Consider the following 25,234-nt stretch of genomic DNA (forward strand, 5'->3'; position numbering starts at 1 on the left):
ACGGAAAACAACGTCAAGAGACATGAAGAAACTGATTTCCATAGCCTTAAGCTCCGTGCTTCTGATCAGTTGTAGCAGCAATGACTACGGCGAATTAGTGGGCGCTCAGAACCGACCTACTTGGTATCCGGCGCAACCATACGGAATGGTATATATCCCCCAGGGCTCCTACAACATGGGAAACTCTGATCAGGATGTACCTTATAGCTTGATCTCTCCTACTAAAACCGTTTCGGTTCCTTCCTTCTGGATGGACCAAACCGAAATCACTAATAACGAGTATCGTCAATTCATTCAATGGGTACGCGACTCGATCGTGCGTTTCCGATTAGGTGAAGACGGATTAGTAGAAGGTTACGAATTAATTGAAGCCGCAAACAAGGAAGATCAAACCTTCTTTGACGAGTATGTTTCTCTTAACTATCCAGATAGTATGCAACGCCATATTAACTGGGAGCCTATGTTAGAGTGGCGCACAGAAAACTATCCATCGGCTGAGTACACCGAAATTATCGAAGGAATGTACTTACCACCAGAAGAACAATTTATGGGTGATCGTATGATTGATGCCCGTCAATTAAACTATGCCTTCTTCTGGATCAACAAACAGAAAGCTGCTCGTAAATCCAATCGTGTGATGTACGATCATTATGATGCTGATCAAGACGGAGAGCGTTTCTCTTATCAAGACTTTATTAAGGATAACAAGGAAATTTCCGATCGTAGTTCATTCTTTGAAGGTGGCGTAATCAACATCTATCCTGATACTTTGTGTTGGATTCATGACTTTACCTACAGCTATAATGACCCTATGCATGATAAGTACTTCTGGCACCCTGCCTTTGACGAGTACCCTGTGGTAGGCTTAAGCTGGTATCAAGCTCGTGCCTTCTGTAACTGGAGAACAAAGTATAGAAACGAATACCTTCGTAAATCAGGCTATTTTACTGAGCAAGAGTTCCGCTTACCTACTGAAGCTGAATGGGAATATGCTGCTCGTGGTCGTAAAGAATTAACTACCTATCCATGGGGTGGACCTTATGCCTTGAACAGCTCAGGTTGTTACTTGGGTAACTTCAAACCTTTACGTGGTAACCTGGTAGCTGATGGAGCCTTTTATCCTGTAAAAGCGACTGCTTACGCGCCTAATGAATATGACCTGTACAACATGGCAGGAAACGTAGCCGAATGGACCAATACGGCCTTTGACGCTGCAAGCTTCTACTATGTTTCAGACATTAGTCCCAATTTTGAGTACAATGCTAACCCGAGTGACGACCCCACTATTACGCGTAAAGTAATTCGCGGTGGTAGCTGGAAAGACGTTGCTTACTACATGCAGGTGAGTACCCGTGACTATGAATATGCTGATACCGCTAAATCCTACGTTGGATTCCGTACGGTACAAAGCTTTATGGGTCGCGATCTTGCCGACTTTTAATCCCCTAATTTCTATTTTAATTTAATTTTTTCCAATGGCGTTAATTGATGTAAACAGCAAGCGTTTTAAGAATTTCATGGCTAAGCTTTATGGCTGGGGTGCCTCCGTTGTAATCCTCGGAGCGATGTTTAAAATCCTTCACTTGCCAGGAGCCGATATCATGTTGGTAGTAGGTTTGACTACTGAGGCTGTAATTTTCTTCTTCTCTGCATTTGAAAAACCCGGTGAAGAACTGGATTGGACCTTAGTTTATCCTGAATTAGCAGGTATGACCGACGAAGAGGAGCAGTACAGCAGCAATAACCAACGTGGTTTATCAGCTACTCAGGAATTAGACCGCATGCTTGAAGATGCTAAAATCGATGGAGAGTTGATTGAAAGCTTGGGAAGTGGACTGCGTCGCTTTGGAGATGCCGCAAACAAATTAACTGAGACCAGCGAAGCTGCTGCTGCCACTGGTGCTTACAATGAGCAATTGAGCTTAGCCTCCAAGAACATGGAGTCATTAAATGCTCTATATGCTGTTCAACTAGAGAGTTCTGCCAATCATATGGAAGCTCAAAACACCTTAATGGAAAAACTCAGCAATTCTATCCAGGATTCTGATCGTTTGACTAATGAGGTTAGCAGCCTTGTAAACAACATGAGTCAACTCAACAACGTTTACGGAGGTATGCTTTCTGCCATGAACGTAAATCGTAGTAATTAAGTCAATTCATCGAGTCACTAAACAACTCTAAAAATTAATTCATGGCTGGAGGAAAACTATCAGCACGTCAGAAAATGATTAACATGATGTACCTCGTGTTAACGGCGATGCTGGCATTAAACGTTTCCAAAGACATTTTGAAGGCTTTGACCAAACTTGATGAAAGTTTGACAGAGACTATCTCAACCGTACAAGCTAAAAACGACGATGTGTACAACGCATTTAATGCGGCGGCCGCAGAAGATCCCGTTAAGGCTGGTAAATGGAAGGACAAAGCTTATGAGGTTAAAGATATTTCCGATAAGCTTTTTGCTTACATCGAGGAAATGAAAGACACCCTCGTAGTCCTTTCTGGAGGATACGAAGATGAGGAAAAGAGAATTCCTAAGGCTTTAGATGCTAAGTCTAAACCTCTTAATTACCTCGTTGCTGAACAAGGCCCGAAAAAAGCAGAGGAGCTAAAAGCTAAAATCGAAAAATACCGTGATGAATTAATTACAATTGCGGACAAAGACCCTAAGATTAAAGCGAACTTAGAAACTGTTTTTAACACCGATAAGCAAAAAGAAGGTGATAAAGAAATTAGCTGGGAAGAAGCCTCTTTTGGTGAATATCCACTAGGAGCTATTATTCCTTTCCTTACTGATATTCAAGCCCGTGTAAGAAACTCTGAGTCGGAAGTTATTACTCTTTTACGTAGAAACATTACGGAAGGTGAAATGACCTTTAACACCGTTAAGGCAATGGTGAATGCTCCATCTAATTACATTACTCAAGGTGATGTATATGAAGCCGATGTTTTCTTAGCTGCTTACGACAATACTCAAAATCCTAAAATCATTATCAATGGTGAGGAATTGCCAGTAACGAATATTCAAAATGGTATCGGTAAGGTTCGTATTCCGGCTAACAGTGTAGGTGAGCAAAAATGGGGTGGTCAGATCATTATTAAGCAAATTGGAAAAGGCGAGGTTCCTTTCCCAATCCCTGAGCAGTCTTTTACTGTTGCCCCACAAAGCGTTGTGATTTCACCTTCTAAAATGAACGTACTCTACCGTGGGGTTGATAACCCATTGGAAATCGGAGTGCCAGGTGTAGAACCTTCTAAAATCCGAGTGAGCGGCCCGGGAGTGCGACAGGTTAAGCCAGGTGAGTACATAGCAGATGTAACCGGTATGACTGGCCAAACTGAAGTAACTATATCTGTATCTGTAGCTGAAACTGATGCTGATGGTAAGGAATCTACACGTCCTGCCGGAACCAAGAAATTCCGTATCAAAGGATTACCTCCTGCGGTAGGAACTATCTATAAAAGAACTGAAGGTTTGTTTTCGGCCAATGCCATTGCTAATGCGACTGTGGAAGCCAGATTTGAAGACTTTGTTTTCGACTTAGATTTGGATGTTGTTTCTTTCGAATTAGCCATTCCGGGATCTCCACCCGTACGTGTCAATGGTGATAAAGTTCCATCATCTGCCCGTGCGAAAATTTTGAATTTAAGACCAGGCGCTACAGTTACCTTCCGTAATATTAAAGCGAAGCCAAAAGGAAATTCCAAAGTTAGAGTAGATCGAGTTGCTACAATTTCGGTTGACGTAAACTAAAAAAGCAATACTCATGAAACGATTAGTTTTTTGTCTTGGACTTATTGGATTCTATTTGATGCCCCAAACTTCAGAGGCTCAGATTATCAGTCCTGCAGACGATGGTATCATTCCTGATGATCCCAAACATTACCACAATAATAAAGTATTCGAATACCCTTATTTAAGAGAAGCGGATATGTTGTGGTCAACCCGTCACTGGGAGCGAATTGATCTGAGACAAAAAATGAATCTACACCTCTATTATCCTGAGAAAGCCATTCCAGATCGTAAATCACTTTATGATGTGATCATTGACGGAATTCTTGTTGAAGGAACTATTGTAGAGGTTTTTGGAGATGATCGTTTTGAGATTCCACTCAGCGTAGAACAAGTTTTAGGCTACGTGGAAATGAATGATACTATTCGTGATCCGGATACTGGTGAAATCTTATTGGTTGACCCTATTCGTATCCGTTCCAAGGATGTGAAGTTTTGGGAAATTAAATCAGATTGGTATTTCGATAAACAAAGAGGTGAAATGAAAAACCGAATTATTGGTATTTCACCCGTTGTTGAGAATCCCAAGACGCTGGACCGCTATAATCTCTTCTGGGTTTGGTTCCCGGATGCTCGTTATGCCCTAGCTACTCATGTAGCCTTTAATGGCCATAATAATAGCTCACGTTTAACCTATGACCAGGTATTCCATTTGCGTTTCTTTGACTCCGTAATTTTCAAGGAAGACAATGTATTCGACCGTCAGATTGAAGAGTACAAGCGCAGCTCCACTTTGGATCAATTACTCGAAGCTGAACGCATTAAAAATAATCTACGTAATCTCGAAGCCGAACTTTGGGAATACTAGTAGACATAGCATTCAAATTAAAAAGCCCGGTTTATCATCGGGCTTTTTTTGTACACTTACTACTAGGATTACACCTTATTTCAACTTCTAAATTATCAGCCCAGATCAAAGACCCATCCGATTGCAGTGGGATCTTAATCAGTGATTCGGTAATTCCAGAACCCTATATTAGAGAGGCAGACCTAATGTGGTCTGGTCGTCATTGGGAACGAATAGACCTTCGTGAGAAAATGAACCAATACCTCTACTATCCTTTACGAGCACTTCCTTGTCGCAAGAGCCTGTATGATGCATTGATAGGCAGCATTCGAAATCTTGACTCCCCCATTGAAGTATTTGCCGATGATCATTTTGAAATACCACTTAGCCATAGACAGGCATTGAGCTATATACAGATGATTGACACCATTCGGGATCCGGATACTGGAGAAATTCTGTTAATGGATACCATTAGTATCAGCTCTAAAGATGTGAAGTTCTGGGAGCTTCGAACAGATTGGTATTTTGATAAATCAAGAGGAGAACTTCGACATCGTATCTTGGGTATTTCACCAGTAGTAGAAAACCCTAAAACTCTAGACCGATACAACCTATTTTGGATCTGGTATCCAAGTGCCCGAGAAAGCCTAGCCTCTAGCCCTGCCTATATCCGTCAGAACCAATTACAGCATCTCAATTATGATCAGGTTTTAAATATGCGCTTCTTCGATTCTGTGATCTTCAAGGAGGATAATGATTATGATCGTAAAATTGAAGAATACAAGCGCAGTTCTACATTAGATCAATTACTCGAAGCAGATCGAATAAAGAATAAACTCCGAAATTTTGAAGCCGAACTTTGGGAATACTAAAGCACTAGAGAGGCACGATAAATTAGCATCTTTGTCCTCCCAATGAAAAAGGAATTCACCATAGTAGGACAAGGTCTGGCTGGCAGTATTTTAAGCATGCGAATGTTTGAAGCGGGCATACCTTTCAAAGTGGTAGATCAAGCACAACATTCCCAGTCATCCAGAATAGCAGCTGGCCTCTGCAACCCCGTGGTTTTAAAACGGCAGAAATGGGTCGCCGATGCGGATATCTATTTACCAGCCGCTTTAGAATTCTATCAAAAATGGGAAAGAAAACTTGATTTGAAATTTCATCATCCCATTCCTCTAGATCATGTATTTCACAATGCCGGTGAAGTAAACGACTGGCAGATCAATGCCGAAAAACCCCATCTTCAAGATCATCTGGGAAAGATTCATGATAGTACCATGGCTTCAGTTCCTGCTCCTCACGGACTAGGAAGACTGGAAGGGGTATTCTGGCTCGACACGGTTGCTTTTTTAGACAGATGGCGTAATTTCTTGAAGAAAGAAGGTCTTCTATTCGAAGAAGAATGGAATACCAATTCAGAGGCAAGTAATGGCCAATCCATAATTTATTGCAATGGTCACCTTCTAAGGCACAGTCATCCGCAAATCGCTGAGGCTTTTACACCCACCAAAGGAGAAGTAATGATCATTCGGGCTGAGGAACTACCCGAAGACCGGATGCTACATGCCGGAGTATTTACACTTCCACTGGGAAATCAAACTTTTAAGGTTGGAGCCACCTATGCCCATCATAACCTAGATGAAACGACAAGCAGCAAAGGCCTAGACTTTCTAAAAAGCAAATTGGAAGCTTTCTACCAAGGTCCTTATGAAGTCTTGGAACAATATGCGGGAGTTAGACCCAATATTAAAGACCGTAGGCCTTTATTAGGCCTCATCCGCGAAAGCGAATACACCTTTAATGGAATGGGTTCTCGCGGTGTTTTAATGGCCCCCTATTTAGCCGAGCACTTTATGAATTATCTCATCCGAGCCTCACCCCTAAATCCCAAATGGGACCTTCAAAGGTTTACTTGATTTTAGGCCCTCGCTTTTCGGGATTATACTTTACAAATAAATTAAGCCAGGTAATGCGGGATAAACGTAATACAACCGGTGATAAAGCAATCACAGTTATGGCCAAGGCAATAATGATATCGGTAATACCCGGATCGTAAATAAGGTTCATCACAATATAGGTGGCCACAAATAAAGCTACCGAATAACCATAGCTTACATACATAGCTCCATAAAAGAAAGAAGGTTCTACCTCATAACGGAGACCACAATGCGAGCAGGTCTCATGCATTTTGAATAAAGAACCCAATTTATAGGGGTTTTTCACTTCGAAAACCTCGCCTTCGTGGCAACGTGGACAGCGAGAATTAAGAATGCTGTACAACTTAGTGCCTTTGGAAAAAATGGACATAATCTAAAAACTATTTTTGCCCCATGCTTGGGATCAATAAACTCATATTACAATTAAACGACCGCATGCTCTTCGATGAGATTTCCTTTTTAGTAAATCCCGGAGAGAAATTAGGTCTGGTAGGAAGTAATGGCGCTGGTAAATCGACGCTGCTCAAAACCATTGCCGGAGAAGCTTCTGTGGATAAAGGGAATATCTCTAAACCCAAAGACTTCAATATTGGCTATCTCCCTCAGGAACTACCGCTTCATGATGGCCGAACCGTTTGGGAAGAAGCCGAAACTTCACTGGGCGAAATTAAACAACTCCAGGCTGCTATTGATGACATAAATCACCAATTAGCCTCACGTGAAGACTATGAAAGCGATAGCTACCTTAAGTTGATTGAAGACCTCAATTTTAATACGGAGCGCTTTAACCTGATTGGTGGCTATACCTACCATGCCGATCTGGAAAAAATCCTCCAGGGATTAGGCTTTAAAGCCGAGGACTTCCACCGACAAACCCAAGAATTCAGTGGTGGCTGGCGGATGCGAATCGAATTGGCCAAACTTCTTTTAGCCAAACACGATGTGCTTCTTCTGGATGAGCCCACCAACCACTTGGATATTAACTCCATTATTTGGTTGGAGAACTTTTTAAAAGATTATGAAGGTGCCATAGTAATGGTATCTCACGACCGGACCTTCCTCGATAATATCACCAAACGAACCGTGGAAATTGTGAACGGGAAGGTCTATGACTATCCTGTTCCCTATTCCCGTTTTGTGTCCTTGCGTGAAGAACGTCGCCAACTTCAAATGCAGGAACAGAAGAACCAGGAGAAAGAAATTAAGCATACCGAGGAGCTAATAGAGAAGTTCCGCTATAAAGCTTCGAAAGCGGCCTTTGCCCAAAATCTAATCAAGAAATTGGACAAGATGGAACGCATTGAAATTGACGATGACGACAGTCGGAAAATTAATTTCCGCTTTCCCCCTGCTCCACGTTCAGGAAAAGTAGTAGTCAAAGCAGAAAAACTTGGCAAGAACTACGGCGAAAAGAAAATCTTTGGTGGGGTAAACCTGGAAGTGATTCGTGGTGAAAGGATTGCCTTTGTAGGTCAAAACGGTCAGGGTAAATCTACCTTGGTAAAGATCATTGCCGACAATCTTAAGCACGAAGGACACTTAGATCTAGGTCATAATGTAACCTTCGGTTATTATGCTCAGGAACAGGCTAAAACCTTAGATGGCAATAAAACTCTATTGCAAACCATTGAAGATGCCGCACCGGAAGATCTGCGTAAAAAAGCTCGCGACTATTTAGGTGCCTTCCTTTTTAGTGGTGAAGATGTAGATAAGAAGGTGAAAGTATTGAGTGGGGGTGAAAAAGGACGTTTGGCCCTATGTAAGCTCCTGCTCTTCCCTCATAATTTGCTCATTATGGATGAGCCTACCAACCACTTAGATTTGAAGAGTAAGGATATGCTCAAAAACGCCTTACTTCAATACGATGGTACCCTGGTGGTTGTATCTCACGACCGTCATTTCTTGCAAGGCCTGGCCGATAAGATATTTGAATTTAAAGATGGCCAGGTGAAGGAGTTCCTCGGCAATATTGACGAATATCTGGAGGCACGTAAACTGGATGATTTCCGCCAACTCGAGAAAAGCAAGGAAGCAGATAAAGTTGCCAAACAAAATGAGCCTAAAGAAAAGACGGGGCTCTCATATAAGGAGCGTAAACAACTCGATAAAGACCTTCGCAAAGCGGAAAAGCAAGTTGAAGATTTAGAGGGCTCCATTGAAGCCTTAGAATCCGAATTGGAGCAAATCGACACCCAACTGCATGATCCGGAAAAGTTCAAGGAGCTATCCAAGGATGCTGACTTCTACGCAAAATACGAAGCTCGAAAAAAGGACTTAGAGAAAATGATGAAAGACTGGGAAAAGGCCCAAGAAGAATTTCATCAATTGGAACAAAAAAAAGCGGAGCTCGATAATTGAGCTCCGCCATTTTCATTTAGTTTTTCATAATTCGCTGACGCGTTCTCCTCTGTCCTTCTTGAATTTCTAAGAGGTATATCCCCTTATTCAATTCTGACAGACCTAGTCGAGTTTGGAAGCTGGCTTTCTGCTCCAATACCAAACGACCATTTAGGTCATAGATTAGGATATTGGCTTGCTCGCCTATTCCTTTGATTTTTAATTCGGTATGAACAGGATTCGGATAAATCTCGTAAGAGGCTATATCCTGATCCAATAAACCGACAAAGCTGCTGCAAGAAGTACTGAGGCTATCGAAAAAGTATACTGCCGACTCAATAGATGGTGCTACACAACCACCATGGTTAAAAGCTCCTCTGCCAATGGCATGTACATCTGTAGCTCCCTTCGCAGTCATAGCAGCATAGGCATCCAAAGCATTCTGATAGTTTACCTGCTCATCATTGGTACAGTAATACATGCGCAATTTGGTATTGGGACGCCAATCGTGATTGGAATTATCGTTTAAGATCGTCCACAACCAGTGCTGTTGATTCACCGTATCATCCACAAAAGCCTGCACCACAGAATCCTCTAAATAGTCACGCACACGAGACGGTAATTTACTATTTACCGAATCCATAGGATAGGTACCATCAAAGTAAGGAGGGATAATTACATCATAGGGTGCTTTTAGGATTTCTGATGGATTAGAAAAGAAAATACCTCCATAGGCATGGTTCATTCCTAAAAGAAGGTACACCACATAACCCGGATTGCTATAAGGTTGATTGTTGATGAATACCGAAGCTTGAGATCCAGCTAAATTATAAGGTCCGCTAGCGGGAGCTGCACCTACCACATTAAATTCGGTTTCCAGATTATTATCCTGAATGTATTTTGCTGTTGCCATCGCGGCATGACCACCTTGGGAATAACCGGTAATAAACAGTTCGGAATTCAGATTATAACTGGCAATGCTATCTGCCAGAGCTTCGCGTACAGCACGCATCATATCGATACTAGCCGTAGCTTCAGTTTCTGCGTGAACATAGGGATGCAAACCCGGACTATCGCCCAAACCTAAATAGTCAGGCATTACACAAACGTAGCCGCGACTGGCGAATACCTTTCCGATAATAGATTCGAAATTATTCCGGCTAGGCACATCATCACGTTCCAAAACAGTTCCATGATCATAGAGTACAATTCCGATGCTATCGCAAGCTACCAATGGCACAGACATCAAACCTGATGCGGTACTGGGATTACCATCCACATCCGGAGTTTGGTACAGAATTTTATAATTGGCCACATCATACTTGGCACGGCCGTTAGCCACAAAGTTGATAGTAAACTTTGAGGTAGTATCTAAGGGAATTATGGAGATTAAACTTTGGGCTTCCGCTCCTAAAGTCAATCCAAATAATAAGGCAAGGGATAGTAGTTTTCGCATAGCAATAATTTGTGGGGAAGTTACGGATTTCGACTATCAAGCTTAATTAAAGAATAGAGACCTATTGTATTCGATAAAAAAAGCCCTGAACTAAATTCAGAGCTTTTTAAGCTTAAATGGACCTTCGAGTTCTGAAGTTTCTGGCTGGCATAATCATTATGGAGCTTATTCGAGCGAACCAAAAGTCTTGTTGGCCTACCCTCCAATCTCCGTAAATATCTTGATAGCGTCCGCTGTAATTGGCATCTTCAAAAATCCGTACTACATAGCCACGTGGTACGTAAATAGCATTAATGCAATCATTGAAGTCAAAGCCATTATGTTGACTAACAGTCCAGTTTCCATTTAATACCATTTGCCGACCTTGAAAAAATTGATCGTAAACAATAACCTGACTTCCGGTAGCAGAGCGTGGAAAGCGTGGCACGGCTTGTCTTCTTTGGACGATACGAATGCTTCGGATGCGGTTTCTCAACATATAAGATCCGGCCCCACTTCCATCCCAAGAGCTATTTAAAACCACCGGATCACCGTTGAATTTACGATGGCGATACAACCAAAGTTCATAGCCTCTTGGAATAATAATGCTTTCGATAGTAAAGCAAAAGTCCCGATCTAGTTCACATGACCAATCTCCATTAATGATCAAAGCATCACCACGAAAACCAGGTTCCTTAAAAAGAGTTACCTGCGCTTCAGCATGGGGATTGGAATGATGAGGCTTGCGGTGATCATAATCCATAAAGTTAGAAGCACTTAAGGGCTGTAAGCCCAGGCAAGCAAAAACGAAAAGGAAAATTGACTTTTTCATAAGGCATGAATTTGATTTAATAAAGACCAAATCTGTGCCACTGCTTTCGCTGATGGATTTCACTTAGGGAAAGAGCTGATAAACTTCTGAAATGTTGTCCTCAGCTTGAGTAAAAGAAAAAGGAGTAGCCCCGGCGAGAATCGAACTCGCATCTAAAGTTTAGGAAACTTCTATTCTATCCATTGAACTACGGGGCCAAGCAACAAAGGTCCGAAGCCTTTTCTTTATCTGCAATGGCTTCAGTAATATTATTAGTTATAGCCTTAGTAAAGGCCTAAACGAAATTCTCTCCTTGTCAAGAATAATTTGGAAACTCTATTCCCTGCCTGCCGGTAGGCGGGTATCCATTGAAAACGAGGTCATGTCACTATGCACTGAAGCCTATTCTTTATCTGCAATGGCTTCTGTAATAATATTAGCTATAGCCTTAGTATAGTCCTAAACGAAATTCTCTCCTTGTAAAGAATAATTTGGAAACTCTATTCCCTGCCTGACGGTAGGCGGGTATCCATTGAAAACGGGGCCATGACACTATGCACTGAAGCCTATTCTTTATCTGCAATGGCATTATAATACACTAATCATTTCGGCCATTGACTCCGAACTTGTGCTTGGCCAATTCCCTAAATCTTTCGCGAAAACTTCCTCCTTTCCATTTTAACTCTAATTGGCGAGCGGAATTCAAATCGGTAGTTTCTTCGACTTTTAAAACCTTCCATGGTCGATAATATCTATTGGAGCGAGTCTTCCCAGAATTATGTTGCTCTAGACGGATCTTCAGGTTTGAAGTGAGGCCAATATAAAGCCTAGAATGACTGGGACTCCACAAAGCGTAAACGAAATACCTTTTCACTTATCAAACTAAATGAAATAGTTCTAATTGAATTGTCTGATAAACGTTTGAGAAATAGGAAACTCTATTCCCTGCCTGACGGTAGGCGGGTATCCATTGAAAACGGGGTCATGTCACTATGCACTGAAGCCTTTTCTTTATCTGCAATGGCTTCGGTTATGGTATTAGCTCAAACCCATTAAGCTGGATTACCTCATCCAACCTTCGATCCGGTAATTTTTAGATAAAAGCATCCTTTCCTCTTGGGACTTTGCACTTTGGTACCACAATTCAAATCGAGCTGCATAAGGTTTATCCCAATCCCCTTCATAAATCGTGAGATGATCCGATAAGCGAAAAAGCTTAAAGGAGTCAGTAGCATTAAAAACCTTCATTTTTGACCTTAAGGCTAAGCTGTTACCAGATAATGGATCATTATGACTAAGCTCAAAGGCCTTCAAGTAAATTTCCCCGCTATCCAAATTAGATAGCCAAGCTTGATAGCTATAAATGCCCGCTAGGAACTGGGAAACTATTTCAAAGTCAATTTGATCCTTTGTAATCTGGTTAATACTATCAGGCTGATCCTTTTTAAATACGAGTTGACCTGACTTTTCACCTACCGGTTCGTATACCTGCAGGCCCGTTGGAATTTCTAAATCATCTGCATAATAATCATAGGGTGAATTATAGAATAATAAGCCTCCGATGATCATCCCAAGACAAGTGAGCAGGCCCGTTAAAGCAAGTTGGGCCAAGCCTCTGTTATAATCTTTACGCAAAAATCTTCGCAAGGATATTATTCCAGACACAATAATGGCGGCCCAAGGCAAAGCCAGAGCAAATAAGTGGATCGAAAAACTACTAGAAACACTAAATATGAAAACACCAATTAAGCCAAAGAGGATAATGCCATAAATAGGGAGATACCATTTTTCAAGATAAAACTGTAAAAGGCTTTTCATTCTAATCGTATCCCTTTAAATCCGAGCTAAGCAAGATTTCAGATTATTCATCTAGGCTTTAAAACAAGCTAAATTCTCCAAGACTAATGCAATCTTGAAGCAAAGAAGCTAAAGCACAAGGATATATCAAAATGAAAGTGTGAAATGCTATTGAAACAAAAAGTAGCCCCGGCAGGAATCGAACCTGCATCTCAAGCTCCGGAAACTTGCATACTATCCATTGTACTACGGAGCCAATTCTTCTTTCAATATCCAAAGAACTCAAAACTGCTAATTGGAGTCAATTTAGCATAGGTAATTGAGGGCTGCAAAAATAGTACTTGTCGTGAGAATGACCGGCTACATGCACTAACTTTGTCCAAAACACTAACATGAACACCCCTTTCAACCCCTGGCACTCTGTTTCTCCTGGCGATAAATTCCCATCTTACGTAAATGGTATCATTGAAATTCCCGCGAATACCCGTGCGAAATACGAATTAGATAAAGACTCTGGCCTATTAAAAATGGATAGGGTTTTGTACTCATCTATGTACTACCCTGCCAATTACGGTTTTATCCCTCAAACTTATTGCGACGATAAAGACCCCCTCGATATTTTAGTGCTTTCGCAAATTACCGTTGTTCCGATGTGCATGGTTTCGGCTCGTGTTATTGGCGTTATGCGAATGCTCGATGGCGGTGAATTGGATGACAAGATCATTGCTGTAGCCGAAAATGATATGAGTGTCAACCATATTCACGATATTTCAGAATTACCTGTGCACTTTTTAAAGGAGCTTAAAAATTTCTTTGAAGACTATAAAAAGCTGGAAAACAAAACCGTAGAAGTGGAAGATTTCCAAAATGCTGAAATTGCCAGGAAAATTGTACTTCAAAGTCTGGAGGACTATAAAAAATACAGGGCCAATAATTAAGCTAAAGCCTTATGCGTAAAACACTTTTCTGGATCTTGGGTATTGCCCTGATCCTGCTCATCGGATGGATCACTTTCCTTTACTACGGCACCTATTCTGAAGGAGTTCGTGCGGGTACCGTGATTAAACTTTCTCGTAAAGGTGTAGTTTTTAAAACCTGGGAAGGCCAGCTTAATATTCGCTCTTTTGGTGCGGTTAACAGCAATAACAGCCTTTCCGAGACCTTTGAGTTTTCCATTGAAAGTGATCAAGAGCACATAATTAAAACCCTTGAGGAGGTTTCACTTTCCGGAGAACGTGTTAACTTACACTATATCGAAAGATATCGAGTTTTACCCTGGAGAGGAAGCACACGCTATTTCATTACCAAAATTGAGCGTAGTCCTCAGAAAAAGCCTGCTTCAGAAGAAGACGCGGAACGAGCCCCCTTTAAATAAGAATGTCTTATAAGCAGTTTAGAGAAATAGTTTACGGTCGGGAAGATGAATTTGATCTTAAAGAAATCATCTTCCATCAAATCTGTTTTATCAGTGCTATTGCTTTGAGCATAGGCCTGCTGCTTTCCATTAATATCCGTCAATGGGACCTGGTTTTGGTAATTCTGGGCACCCAATTAATCTTGATCTTAAGCTACTGGTTTTCCAGAGTGATGGGCTATTTCAAAGTGGGATGGTTCATCTTTATGATCACCTCCTATGCCCTATTTGGATTTAATTATTTTCTAAATAGCGGTATTAATGGAACCACCACAGTTCTAAGCTTCATGACTCTGGCCATGCTTTTTGCCACCACTCAAAGCAAGCAACATTGGTTTTGGACCGTCATTCACGGAATTGTTTTTTCCGGTCTACTGCTCTATGAATACAACTTCGGTCGCCAATACATCGTAGGCTACGAAACGGAGGAACTGCGCTATATCGATACGGTATTTAGCTACCTTCTTACCCTGGGGCTTTTCTTTTTAATCTTCCGATTGATCCGACAAGCTTATGAGATGCAACGTCAGAAAGTGGAGGACCAAAAAATTGAACTGCAACAAAACCAAAAGGAACTAAAAGAGAGCTATAAAGAATTAACCAAAGTTCTTTCTATAATTGCTCATGATGTTCGGAATCCCTTGGCCTCCATAGAAAGCTATCTTGAATTAGCCCGAGATGGTGCCATTCCGGAGGAAGACCGAATGCAGCTCAAAGCCGAGCTTCTGAAAATGGTGCAAAACACCTCCCATATGTTGGATGATATGGTGAATTGGTCCAAATCCCAAATCGCCGGCAATCATGCCAATTTCCATTTGGTAAGTTTAGGGTCCTGGTTAAATCAGACCGTAGAGCATCTAAGAGGTATGGCCAAAGCAAAAGGAATCCTACTGAAAGATGATTACAATGGTCAGGAAAAAGTATTCTGTGACCCCATTTTGATGACCGTTATTATCCGAAATCTCTTACAGAATGCTGTTAAATTCACTCCTAGTGGTAAAGAGATTTCGCTAAAAGTTCGCAGTACTAAAAACGCTGTGCTTTTTACGGTAAGTGATCAAGGACTTGGGATTTCAGCTGAAAAACAAAAGACTCTTTTTAGCGGCCGCACAGAAAGTGTTCCGGGTACTCAACAAGAACGAGGAAGCGGTTTCGGTCTATTGATAGTGAAGGAATACGTAGACTTGCATCAAGGTAGTATTAGCTTGGATAGCAGCCCTGGAAAAGGCAGCACCTTTACGGTTTCCATCCCTTTTAAACCGCATTAAGCCTGGCTAATCGCGTCGTCGATAAAATCCATAAATGGAATCGCTGCAGCAAAGGCTTCCTTTAGTTCCTCTAGTCCTTTAGCTGTAAAAATAGCTTGCTCATCAAGCTGCTTCATGATTAGGAGATCCTTGTGTTTCAGTAGCTCAATATGAGGATGATCCAATTCAAAACCCTTGGGATTTCTTTGAAGCTTATCACCTCTAAAAGCACCATACACTTTCTTGAACTGCGGATCTTCTTCAATGGCTTTCAATTCATCTCCACGCACATCAATTAAATCGCGCAATGCCAAAAGATGTTCCTTGGCGGGATGATACAATCCGGTGCCAATAAACAAATTACCTGGCTCAATATGTAAATAGAAATCACCATAGCCTGGCCCTCTCCTTTTCACCATGAGGGCGAAATTGGTCTTATAGGGCGGTTTATCCGGATGAAAACGACGGTTATTATTAATCCTGGCCAGATACTTCTTAGGGTCCATCATGGTCATGGGATAGACCTCGGCAAAGGTCTCCTGAATTTGACCGGCATAGTCGATTAAGCCCTGTCGGATATCCTGATACCATTTACGATTGGCATCCATCCACTCTTTTGTATTGAGGACTTTTAAAGCTTCTAAAAACTGGTAGGTATCAGGATGTGGTGCTTTCATACTATCGGATTACAGCACCATTAGGCATATCTGCGGGTGCTGAAGTGAATTTAAGATTTCCCTCCGAATCTTCCGCCATTAATATCATTCCCTGGCTCATTACACCCCGCAATTTTCGCGGAGCTAAATTCACTACCACGGACACCTTAGTGCCTGATAAATCTTCGGGATTAAAATACTGGGCAATTCCACTAACAATACTCCGCTTTTCGAAACCTAAATCTACTTCGAGATGTAAAAGCTTATCCGCCTTCTTTACTTTCTGAGCACTAAGAATAGTACCTACTCGGATATCAAGCTTAGTGAAATCCTCAAATTGTATTTCTTCCTTTAAAGCCTCGTACTGAGGCTCAGCTTTGGCTGCCGCAGCGGCTTCCAATTTGGCTTTCTGGGCTTCAATAGTTTCATCTTCAATTTTAGAAAAGAGATGACCACCACTTTGAATGCGATGCCCGGCCTTAAGTAATTCCTGACTATTGCAATCTTCCCAGGCTAAAGCTTCAATTTGCAGGTCTGTCCGCAACTTATTAGCGCTAAAAGGCATGAAAGGCTCCATAACCTGGGCCAACTGAGCACAAATTTGGGCAGCCACATATAAGGTGGTTCCCGCTCGCTCCGGGTCTTCCTTAATTTTCTTCCAGGGCTCTTGATCCGCTAGGTATTTATTCCCTAATCTGGCCAATCCCATCATCCGGCTTAAAGCCTCACGGAATCGATAGCTTTCCAAAGACTCAGCAATCGACGCGGGTGTAGCTGCCATCGAGGCTAAGGCCTCTTTATCTTCGCTAGTGAATGCTCCGGCTTTGGGGATTTCGCCTTCATAATACTTCTGCATTAATACCTGCACCCGATTCACAAAATTGCCCAAAATGGCAACCAACTCACTATTATTCCGAGTTTGGAAATCGCTCCAGGTAAAATCATTGTCCTTACTCTCGGGAGCCGTAGCAGTTAGTACGTAGCGCAATACATCTTCCTTACCCTCGAAATCCTCGAGGTACTCATGTAACCAAACCGCCCAATTACGGCTGGTAGAAATTTTACGTCCCTCCAAATTGAGAAACTCATTGGCTGGCACTTCATCCGCTAAATGAAAACCACCGTGCTCCATCAACATAGCTGGGAAAATGATGCAATGGAAAACGATATTATCCTTACCGATAAAATGCACCAATTTGGTATCGTCCTTAGTCCAATAATCCTCCCAGGCATCTCCCAACAATTCCTTAGTTGCAGAAATGTACCCAATGGGAGCATCAAACCATACGTATAAAACCTTGCCCTCCGCATCATCGAGAGGAACGGGGATACCCCAATCCAAATCGCGGGTCATACTGCGTGCTTGTAAACCATCACCACTGTCTAACCAACTCATGCATTGGCCATAGACATTAGGCTTCCAGTTTTTATGGGATTGGATATAATCCTTAATTTTCCCACTCAAGTGATCCAAGGGTAGGAACCAGTGTTTGGTTTCCTTTAAAATGGGCTCCGCTCCACTTAAGCGACTCTTTGGGCTGATCAGATCAGTAGGACTCAAAGAAGTACCACAATTCTCGCATTGATCTCCATAAGCCTCACCAAAATGGCAATTGGGGCATTCACCCACAATAAAACGATCGGCTATAAACTGCTCTGCCTCCGGGTCGAAATACTGCTGCGTTACCTTTTCCTCTAAGGATCCCTTCTCATAGAGTTTAGTAAAAAAGTCCTGCGCAGTTTTATGATGGATCTCCTTACTGGTGCGAGAAAACACATCGAAACTAATGCCGATCTTATCCAATGAATCGCGGATGATAGCATGGTAACGATCAACGATCTCCCGAGGTTCGGCGCCTTCACTTTGAGCCTTCATATTAATGGCCGCACCATGCTCATCCGTTCCACAAACGAAAATGAGGTCTTTGCCATTTTTACGCAGATATCGAGCATAAATATCCGAAGGCAAGTAACATCCGGCTAGGTGACCGATGTGTACAGGGCCATTGGCATATGGAAGGGCTGCTGTAATAGTATAGCGCGAAATCTCGGAGGACATACATTCAATTTAGCCCACAAAAGTAAGAATTGCGCGGCCTCCGCAATTGCCGATCTGCAAAGGAATTGAATTCCAAAACTCAGGTCATTCGCAGGAGCTTAACGATCTTTGCAAAAAAAAGAATGCAACTCTTTTCAAATATTCTTGGCGAAGGTCCGGAAGACCTCATTATCATGCACGGCCTTTTTGGGATGAGCGATAATTGGCAAAGCCTGGGTCGCAAGTGGTCAGAGCATTTTAGAGTGCATTTACTGGACCTGCGCAATCATGGTCGTAGCCCTCATTCTGAGGAATTTTCCTATGATCTGATGGTTGATGATTTACTGGAATACCTCGACCAACATCAAATCGATGAAGCCCATATCATTGGCCATAGTATGGGAGGTAAGGTAGCGATGCTGTTTGCGGTACTTCATCCGGAACGTTGTCGCTCTATGATCATTGCCGACATTGCCCCTAAGGCCTACCCTCCTCACCATATGGATGTGATTGAAGCGCTGGAAGCCTTGGACCTCTCTAAAATCAGTCGACGCAGTGAAGCCAATGATCAATTTGGCCCCGAACTAGAGCCCGGTGTACGTCAGTTTCTTTTAAAGAATCTCTATTGGGAAGAAAGGGATCGACTTAATTGGCGCTTCAACCTCAAGGTATTGTCTCGAGAAATTCAAAAGGTGGGTGAGAGTCTACCACCCAATGCTTATTACGATCGACCCGCCCTCTTTTTACGCGGTGGTGATTCCTGGTACATCAAGGATGAAGATATCGATGAAATTCAAAGTCATTACCCCCAAGCAGAATTGGTAACTATCCCCAATGCTGGCCACTGGCTTCATGCCCAGCAACCCGAGCTTTTCTTTGAAGCGGTTAGCGACTTTTTAGGCGGGCAATAATTTCTCGCTCAATTTAATTTCCTGGCCGAAGAATAGGCGAGCAGTTTTACTGAAGGCCTTGGTCTTTTCGGATACGTAGAATTGAAGCTTGGGTTCCGTATTCAATTCCCGCAAAAGATCTTTTTCACTTAGCATTTGCTTTAAACGACGAGCGACCATCTCGGCCGAATTAATCACTTGAACATCCTGCCCCAAGTAGTGCTCAAACTCAGCTTGTAATAAGGGATAATGTGTGCAGCCTAAAATCAAATGACTCAAATCCTTCAGAGCGGGATCGGCCAAATAATGTGCTAAAACTCCAGTGCTCACTTCGGTTCCTGCGAAACCTTCTTCCACTAAAGGAGCTAATAAAGGAGTGGCTTTTTGTACGACTTTCAAGTCAGTATCCAACTTTTGCAATTGCTTGCTATACACTTGTGAGCGTACTGTGGCACGGGTCGCTACTACCCCAACCTTACGCGCTTTTAAGCGAGCCACTTCATCTACCACCGGCTCTACCACATTAAGGATGGGCACTTCCGGCCAATCTTGTTTTAGCTCCTTATAGGCCATGGCCGAGGCAGAATTACAGGCAATAACAATGCACTTGCAATCACTCTCTACCAAGAAACGACTTATGCGTCGAGAATAATCGAGGATGGTACCTTTCGACTTATCCCCATATGGGGCATGCCGGGTATCTCCGAAATAAATAAAGGATTCGGAGGGTAGTAATTGGTGAATGGCCGAGGCAACGGTTAAACCACCTACCCCGGAATCGAATATGCCTATGGGATTGTTTTTGGCCATAAAAAAACCCGCTGTGGATAACAGCGGGTACGAAGTTAAGCTATCTAAATGCTTTTTATTGGATTCCCAATTTAGCTTTTACCAGCGGCATAATGTCTTCACCACCTTCGGCGAATACTACCACTGCTTTGCTCTCAGAGCTATCCAAAACATAAGCAAATCCTTTTTCGCGAGCTACATCGGCAATAGCTTTAGAAGCTTTATCGATTACAGGCTGTAAAAGCTCTACTTGCTTAGATTGTAATTCTTGTTGTGCACTTTGGCTAAACTGCTGAATACGACCTTGTAATTCTTGTAATTCTTTGGTCTTAATCTCACGAGTGGAGGTAGTCATCATTTGCTCATTGCGACGGAACTCTTCAATTTTCTTGGTGAGTTCATTTTCCATCTCGGTAAGATCCGCTTGCAAACGGTTGCTAAAGTTCTCCAATTCAGTTTGAGCAGCTTTAGTTTCAGGCATTAAGGCTAGGAGTTCGTCTGCATTTATATGGCCAATCTTTTGTTGAGCGAAAGCAGTACTGCTCAATCCAAAAAATAAGGCGGCTAGTAAAATGATCTTCTTCATTGCTGAGTTTGTTTAATGGTCTTGTTTTGTTATTCGTCTTCTAAATTTTCAATCACTTCATCGCTGATATCAACCTTTTCGCTTACATAAAGGGTTATCAGCTCACTCCCTTTATCAAACACTACGTCGAGGTTACGGCGTCTTGCCACTTCCTGCACAGCGTTGTAAATCTTATCCTGTATCGGTTTGATTAACTCCTGGCGCTTACTGTAAATCTTGCCTTTAATCCCGAAGTACAGTTGCTGCTTATTCTTAGCTTCTTCCTCCTTGGCTTTGATGGCAGCCTCTCTTTCGGCTTTCATCTCTTCGGTAAGAAGAACTTTCTCGGCTTCATAAGCCTTACGCATGGCATCTGCTTCACTGAGGAGGGCTTCAATTTCACCTTCCCAGGTACGGCTTAGTTGATCCAATTGTTGTTGAGCTTTGGCGTATTCGGGAATCTGCGTAAGCACGTACTCCGAATCAACGATGCCGAATCGCTGTGCGCTTATCTGAAATCCAAAAACCAGACCAAAAAGAAGAAGCCAAATTTTTCTATTCATAGTTGCCGTTCGCAAATCGCCTTTTCTCGCTCAAAATGAAAGCATTTCCGAGAGCGGGCGAAAATAGCTTATTTAAAATTGCTGTCCAATTATAAAGTGCGTATTCCAACCGCTTGGAGCTGTGGCACCAGGAATAGGATCGAATCCGTATCCGAAGTCTACACCCAGTAATCCGAACATAGGCATAAAGATGCGCACTCCAAAGCCAGCGGAACGCTTGAGGTTAAACGGCTCATAGTTCTGAAAAGTATCATAGTTATTACCGGCCTCCAAAAATCCTAAAGTAAAGATCTGTGCACTGGGGTTTTCGGTAATCAAATAGCGTAATTCCAAAGTGAATTTATTGTACAAGGCTCCACCAATTTGGGATACAGTAGTAGGTACAATTCGGTTGTTTGGATATCCGCGCAAGCCAATAATTTCGCGACCATCCAATACGAAGTTCTGCAGACCATCACCCCCAACGAAGAAACGCTCAAATGGAGGCAAGCCCACTTCAGAATTATAGGTACCTAAATAACCAAATTCACCAGCTGCCTTTATTACCGTCTTAGGGAAGATCTCGGTAAACCAAGAGCTATTCATCTTAATCTTATAATACTCCAACCACTCGTAGCGATCACTGGCATCGAGATTAGAATAGTCTCTACCATTGAACAAGGATAAGGGCAAGGTGAACTCACCACTCAAATTAAAGAGGTTACCCTTACGCGGGTAAATGGGGAAGTCGACACTGTTTCTTCCCAAGGTGATTTTATAGTTGATATTATTCACTCTACCATCTTCAAAGCGGATGCCACCTAAAGGATAATCCCTCAAACGATAGCGTTGGAAGTCAATCGCCTGATATAAGGTGAAGTAATCATCCGGCCATTTTAGACGACGGCCTAAACCTACCGTTGCCCCGGTGATAGATAGACCTTGATAATTAGGGTCATCACTAGGTAGCCCCGTAAGGTTCTGAATATTATGATATACCGATACAGTTAATGAGTTGGGTTTCTTACCTCCCAGCCAAGGCTCAGTGAAAGACGCACTGTAGGATTGGAAGAAAAGACCATTACTCTGAGCCCGCAGGTTAATTGTTTGTCCATCACCCGCTGGCAATGGCTGCCAGGCTGATTTCTTAAACATATTGCGCGCTGAGAAATTGTTGAAGTTCAATCCCAAAGTACCTACAATACGACCAGCTCCCCAGCCACCTTGTAATTCTAATTGAGAGGTAGACTGCTCTGCAACGATGTACTGAATATCTACAGTACCGGTCTCTGCATTAGGCTTGGGCTCCACATTCAATTTCTGTGGATCGAAGAAGCCTAATTGCTGCAATTCACGTAAAGAACGCTGAATATCACTACGACGGAAAAGCTCACCGGGCTTGGTACGCAGTTCACGTAAAATAACATGATCATTGGTGCGGTCGTTACCCACCACAGTTACCTTATTGATGGTCGCCTGACGACCCTCTTGAATACGAATTTCCAAATCGATGGTATCGTTCTGCACGTTTACCTCAACCGGAACCATATTAAAGAAGAGGTATCCATTATCAAGATAGAGGGAAGATACATCACCACCTTGGGGATCTACAAATAGACGTTCATTTAGGAAGGATGCATCGTACACATCCCCTCTTTGAATCGCCAATACTTTGGAAAGCACCTCATCAGAGTATTTGGAGTTACCCAACCAGGTAATATCACCGAAATAATACTTCGGTCCTTCCTTAACGTAAATGTCAATATTAATACGATCGTCATCTACGGCATAAATGCTGTCTTTGATAATCCGAGCATCCCTAAATCCTTCCGAATTGTATTTCTCGATGATCAGACCTTTATCCGTATCGTAATCGTCTTCAATAAGCTTAGAAGATTTAAAGATGTTCCAAATGCGACTGCGCACCGTCTCATCCATGGCCTTTCGCAATTTCTTATCGCTGATCTTCTCATTGCCGATAAAGTTGATATTACGAATCTTAACCCTTTCGCCACGATCAACAATGATATCTAGGATCACCGAATTACTGCGGGTGGTGTCGGCTCTTTTACGCACCTCCACCTTGGTGTTGAGATAGCCATCCTTCACGAAGAAATCTCGGGCAATATTGCGGGTATTTACAATCAGGTTTTCCGTAACAATCAGGCCACTGCTCAAGTCGAGCTCATCCCGCAGATTATCGCGCTTGGTTTTGGAAAGGCCTTTAATTCCGTATTTCGAAAGCTTGGGTAATTCCTTCAATCGAATTTCCAAAAAGACCAATTTTCCTTTTACCTCGGTAACAAAAATGCCAATATCATCGAAGAGTTTTTGGCGCCATAAGTTCTCAATCGCTTTGGTAGTCGCATCACCCGGAAGGGTAATTTCTTGCCCTACCTGCAAGCCAGAGATTAAGGTAATTACTTGTTTATCGAGGTTGTCAGAACCGGTGATGCGAATACCGCCGATTTCGTATTTCACACCAGGTACTACCGTTACGTCGCCGGTAATTTGACCGATAAGATTCCAAGGTTGCAAGAGCAGAGCTAATGCCGCCAGCCGCAAGAGCTTATGCATTATGATAATCAGATTTTAATTGCTCACTTATTTTTCCAAAACGCCTCTCTCTATTCCGATAATCCAAAATGGCATTGTAGAGGTCCTCAGCCTGAAAGTCGGGCCATAATTTAGGACTGAAATACAATTCCGAATAGGCTATCTGCCAAAGCAGATAATTACTGATGCGGTACTCATTACTGGTCCGAATCAATAAATCGGGATCGGGCATAGCTGCTGTATAGAGTTTGGAGGCCAGAGCTTCTTCGTTAATACTATCCGCAGTGCGGATTCCCTCTGCTACTTCCTGGGCTAATTCGCGTGCTGCCCGGCTTAGCTCTTCCCGACTGCCATAAGACAGGGCCAGGGTGAGGGTCATATGTTTATGATCTTTAGTAAGTTCGATCACTTCTTCCAATTCGTTTCTACAATTGCCGGGCAAAGATGAAGTATCGCCGATAGCCTGCAAACGAATTTTATTATCGTTGAGGGTTTTTAACTCCTTCTTAAGACTGCTTACCAGCAAAGTCATCAGAGCTTTCACCTCAGTTTTAGGTCGGTTCCAATTTTCGCTACTAAAAGCGTAAACCGTTAAGTACTTAATATTCACCTCTGCAGATGCAGTGGCAATACGACGTAAGGCGTCTACTCCATTTTCATGCCCGAGGGCTCGTAAAAATCCGCGTTTCTTGGCCCAACGACCATTGCCATCCATAATAATGGCTATATGCTCGGGCAGATTTTTTAACGCTTTAACTTGTTCTTTGAGCTCAGACATCCAGTTCCTTATTTACCGATAAAGTTTGCACATTTTTCGTACAGCTCACCAAATTTAAACTGCAAGGTAATCCCGGTAAATATGTACCAATCGCGATTGGTGGGATCCCCGCGTAAAATATTCTCTTTGTTGCTCTGACTTAAACTGCGATCGGCTAAGGTCGCAGATAATTCTGAAACCTCAGTGCTTAAAACTACCGGATCGGCGTAGTATCCACTTACATCATCAAGGTAATCGGTATAGGCATTGCGGAAGCTACTTTCGATGGCGATGGAGCTAAAGCGACCTAAGCCCCATTTGTAGCCCAAACTAAATATGAAGTAGGAACTAGCGGTCGCATAAGGCGAGCCTCTTCCTAGTGAAGTACCCTGTCCTTCCGTGCGCAAAGGCCTCAAGGCAATCCAATCACCATTATAATTGGCCTCTGGATTAAAGCTGAAAATGCCGAAACCGGCATTAATATAGGGTGTGTGATTGAGCTTAGTTCCGGGTTCAAATTCGAAGAAATTAAACTCCGCAGCGGCATAGGCTTCCCAAATCTCGGATCGGAAATTCAAATTGCGTTCCTTGCGTTCATCCAAAGTGGAATTTGCATCATCGGCTGCAATCATTCCATAATTCCCTTGGAAGCGCACCGACCAATAGCGATTGAAGTTATAGCGAAACAATACTCCAGCGTGATAACCTCGAGGAACATCAATCCGATATGGACCTACATCCCCCAAAAAATTGGAGCCACCACCATTAATTCCGGCCTCTAAGTACTGTGCTGTACTGCATAGGGGCAGGATTAAAAGCAGTATGCTTTTGATTATGAAAGATTTATGCTTCATTTTTGGGAGCGCAAATATAAATAAAT

Annotated in this window: 24 protein-coding genes and 2 tRNA genes; 11 read left to right on the forward strand and 15 right to left on the reverse strand. The window is 42.5% G+C overall.

Annotated elements, in window-relative coordinates:
- The first annotated feature begins 22 nt into the window (after positions 1-22).
- The 6 genes from porK to H4K34_RS06045 are packed head-to-tail and all read left to right on the forward strand — an operon-like array spanning position 23 to position 6,499.
- On the forward strand, positions 23-1,441 hold the full coding sequence (gene porK / locus H4K34_RS06020) for a T9SS ring complex lipoprotein PorK/GldK (RefSeq protein WP_210759922.1): 1,419 nt from the start codon (positions 23-25) through the stop codon (positions 1,439-1,441).
- Positions 1,442-1,475: 34 nt separating this feature from the next.
- The gene (porL, locus tag H4K34_RS06025) at positions 1,476-2,150 is read left to right on the forward strand and encodes a type IX secretion system motor protein PorL/GldL (protein WP_210759923.1); all 675 of its coding nucleotides are present in this window, start codon (positions 1,476-1,478) and stop codon (positions 2,148-2,150) included.
- Positions 2,151-2,191: 41 nt separating this feature from the next.
- Complete coding sequence (gene porM / locus H4K34_RS06030) at positions 2,192-3,754, forward strand: type IX secretion system motor protein PorM/GldM (protein WP_210759924.1); 1,563 nt, start codon at positions 2,192-2,194, stop codon at positions 3,752-3,754.
- Between the two features lie 13 nt (positions 3,755-3,767).
- Complete coding sequence (gene porN / locus H4K34_RS06035; protein ID WP_210759925.1) at positions 3,768-4,601, forward strand: type IX secretion system ring subunit PorN/GldN; 834 nt, start codon at positions 3,768-3,770, stop codon at positions 4,599-4,601.
- Positions 4,589-5,452, forward strand: coding sequence for a type IX secretion system ring subunit PorN/GldN (gene porN / locus H4K34_RS06040; RefSeq protein WP_210759926.1), 864 nt, complete (start codon positions 4,589-4,591; stop codon positions 5,450-5,452). Before porN (H4K34_RS06035) ends, porN (H4K34_RS06040) begins: the two co-directional genes overlap by 13 nt.
- 42 nt (positions 5,453-5,494) lie before the next feature.
- Positions 5,495-6,499, forward strand: a complete 1,005-nt coding sequence (locus H4K34_RS06045) for an NAD(P)/FAD-dependent oxidoreductase (protein ID WP_210759927.1) — start codon at positions 5,495-5,497, stop codon at positions 6,497-6,499.
- Here H4K34_RS06045 and H4K34_RS06050 read toward each other — a convergent pair.
- A complete protein-coding gene (locus H4K34_RS06050; RefSeq protein ID WP_210759928.1) occupies positions 6,492-6,890 on the reverse strand; it encodes a DUF983 domain-containing protein in 399 nt (132 codons plus the stop codon). The two genes, H4K34_RS06045 and H4K34_RS06050, sit on opposite strands and share 8 nt — an antisense overlap.
- A gap of 23 nt (positions 6,891-6,913) precedes the next feature.
- Between H4K34_RS06050 and H4K34_RS06055 the strand changes: the two genes are divergently transcribed.
- Positions 6,914-8,878, forward strand: coding sequence for an ABC-F family ATP-binding cassette domain-containing protein (locus H4K34_RS06055; RefSeq protein WP_210759929.1), 1,965 nt, complete (start codon positions 6,914-6,916; stop codon positions 8,876-8,878).
- A gap of 16 nt (positions 8,879-8,894) precedes the next feature.
- Here the strand turns inward: H4K34_RS06055 and H4K34_RS06060 are convergent, their stop codons facing one another.
- The 6 genes from H4K34_RS06060 to H4K34_RS06085 form a co-directional block, all read right to left on the reverse strand.
- The gene (locus H4K34_RS06060) at positions 8,895-10,313 is read right to left on the reverse strand and encodes a T9SS type A sorting domain-containing protein (RefSeq protein ID WP_210759930.1); all 1,419 of its coding nucleotides are present in this window, start codon (positions 10,311-10,313) and stop codon (positions 8,895-8,897) included.
- A gap of 112 nt (positions 10,314-10,425) precedes the next feature.
- Positions 10,426-11,124: a beta/gamma crystallin-related protein gene (locus tag H4K34_RS06065; RefSeq protein WP_210759931.1), complete on the reverse strand. Its 699-nt coding sequence runs from the start codon at positions 11,122-11,124 to the stop codon at positions 10,426-10,428.
- A gap of 125 nt (positions 11,125-11,249) precedes the next feature.
- Positions 11,250-11,321 (reverse strand) — tRNA-Arg (locus H4K34_RS06070).
- Positions 11,322-11,701: 380 nt separating this feature from the next.
- Positions 11,702-11,977: a GIY-YIG nuclease family protein gene (locus tag H4K34_RS18160; RefSeq protein ID WP_210759932.1), complete on the reverse strand. Its 276-nt coding sequence runs from the start codon at positions 11,975-11,977 to the stop codon at positions 11,702-11,704.
- A 188-nt stretch (positions 11,978-12,165) separates the two neighbouring features.
- Positions 12,166-12,921, reverse strand: a complete 756-nt coding sequence (locus H4K34_RS06080) for a hypothetical protein (protein WP_210759933.1) — start codon at positions 12,919-12,921, stop codon at positions 12,166-12,168.
- A 163-nt stretch (positions 12,922-13,084) separates the two neighbouring features.
- Positions 13,085-13,156 (reverse strand) — tRNA-Arg (locus H4K34_RS06085).
- 136 nt (positions 13,157-13,292) lie between these two features.
- Here H4K34_RS06085 and H4K34_RS06090 point away from each other — a divergent pair.
- Genes H4K34_RS06090 through H4K34_RS06100 form a run of 3 tightly spaced genes read left to right on the forward strand, consistent with a single transcriptional unit; the run spans position 13,293 to position 15,582 of the window.
- A complete protein-coding gene (locus tag H4K34_RS06090; protein ID WP_210759934.1) occupies positions 13,293-13,838 on the forward strand; it encodes an inorganic diphosphatase in 546 nt (181 codons plus the stop codon).
- A gap of 11 nt (positions 13,839-13,849) precedes the next feature.
- Entirely contained in the window at positions 13,850-14,275 is a 426-nt protein-coding gene (locus tag H4K34_RS06095) for a 6-phosphogluconate dehydrogenase (RefSeq protein ID WP_210759935.1), read from the forward strand.
- 2 nt (positions 14,276-14,277) lie between these two features.
- The gene (locus H4K34_RS06100; protein WP_210759936.1) at positions 14,278-15,582 is read left to right on the forward strand and encodes a sensor histidine kinase; all 1,305 of its coding nucleotides are present in this window, start codon (positions 14,278-14,280) and stop codon (positions 15,580-15,582) included.
- Here H4K34_RS06100 and H4K34_RS06105 read toward each other — a convergent pair.
- Entirely contained in the window at positions 15,579-16,238 is a 660-nt protein-coding gene (locus tag H4K34_RS06105; protein WP_210759937.1) for a DUF2461 domain-containing protein, read from the reverse strand. The genes H4K34_RS06100 and H4K34_RS06105 overlap by 4 nt on opposite strands.
- A gap of 1 nt (position 16,239) precedes the next feature.
- Positions 16,240-18,276, reverse strand: coding sequence for a methionine--tRNA ligase (gene metG / locus H4K34_RS06110; RefSeq protein ID WP_210759938.1), 2,037 nt, complete (start codon positions 18,274-18,276; stop codon positions 16,240-16,242).
- Between the two features lie 122 nt (positions 18,277-18,398).
- Between metG and H4K34_RS06115 the strand changes: the two genes are divergently transcribed.
- Positions 18,399-19,166: an alpha/beta fold hydrolase gene (locus H4K34_RS06115; protein ID WP_210759939.1), complete on the forward strand. Its 768-nt coding sequence runs from the start codon at positions 18,399-18,401 to the stop codon at positions 19,164-19,166.
- On the opposite strand, the gene murI is transcribed toward H4K34_RS06115, so the two are convergent.
- The 6 genes from murI to porG all read right to left on the reverse strand — a co-directional run bounded on the left by murI (position 19,152) and on the right by porG (position 25,208).
- A complete protein-coding gene (gene murI, locus H4K34_RS06120) occupies positions 19,152-19,955 on the reverse strand; it encodes a glutamate racemase (RefSeq protein ID WP_210759940.1) in 804 nt (267 codons plus the stop codon). The genes H4K34_RS06115 and murI overlap by 15 nt on opposite strands.
- A 55-nt stretch (positions 19,956-20,010) precedes the next feature.
- A complete protein-coding gene (locus H4K34_RS06125; protein WP_210759941.1) occupies positions 20,011-20,520 on the reverse strand; it encodes an OmpH family outer membrane protein in 510 nt (169 codons plus the stop codon).
- Positions 20,521-20,549: 29 nt separating this feature from the next.
- A complete protein-coding gene (locus H4K34_RS06130; protein WP_210759942.1) occupies positions 20,550-21,062 on the reverse strand; it encodes an OmpH family outer membrane protein in 513 nt (170 codons plus the stop codon).
- A gap of 72 nt (positions 21,063-21,134) precedes the next feature.
- A complete protein-coding gene (gene bamA, locus H4K34_RS06135; protein ID WP_210759943.1) occupies positions 21,135-23,618 on the reverse strand; it encodes an outer membrane protein assembly factor BamA in 2,484 nt (827 codons plus the stop codon).
- A complete protein-coding gene (locus tag H4K34_RS06140; protein ID WP_210759944.1) occupies positions 23,611-24,375 on the reverse strand; it encodes an isoprenyl transferase in 765 nt (254 codons plus the stop codon). The genes bamA and H4K34_RS06140 overlap by 8 nt, the downstream gene beginning before the upstream one ends.
- Positions 24,376-24,383: 8 nt before the next feature.
- Positions 24,384-25,208 carry a type IX secretion system protein PorG gene (porG, locus tag H4K34_RS06145; RefSeq protein WP_210759945.1) on the reverse strand — a complete coding sequence of 275 codons (825 nt, stop codon included), beginning with the start codon at positions 25,206-25,208 and terminating at the stop codon, positions 24,384-24,386.
- Between the last annotated feature and the right edge of the window lie 26 nt (positions 25,209-25,234).

Origin of the sequence: Croceimicrobium hydrocarbonivorans (assembly GCF_014524565.1) — a bacterium.
Lineage (GTDB): Bacteria > Bacteroidota > Bacteroidia > Flavobacteriales > Schleiferiaceae > Croceimicrobium > Croceimicrobium hydrocarbonivorans.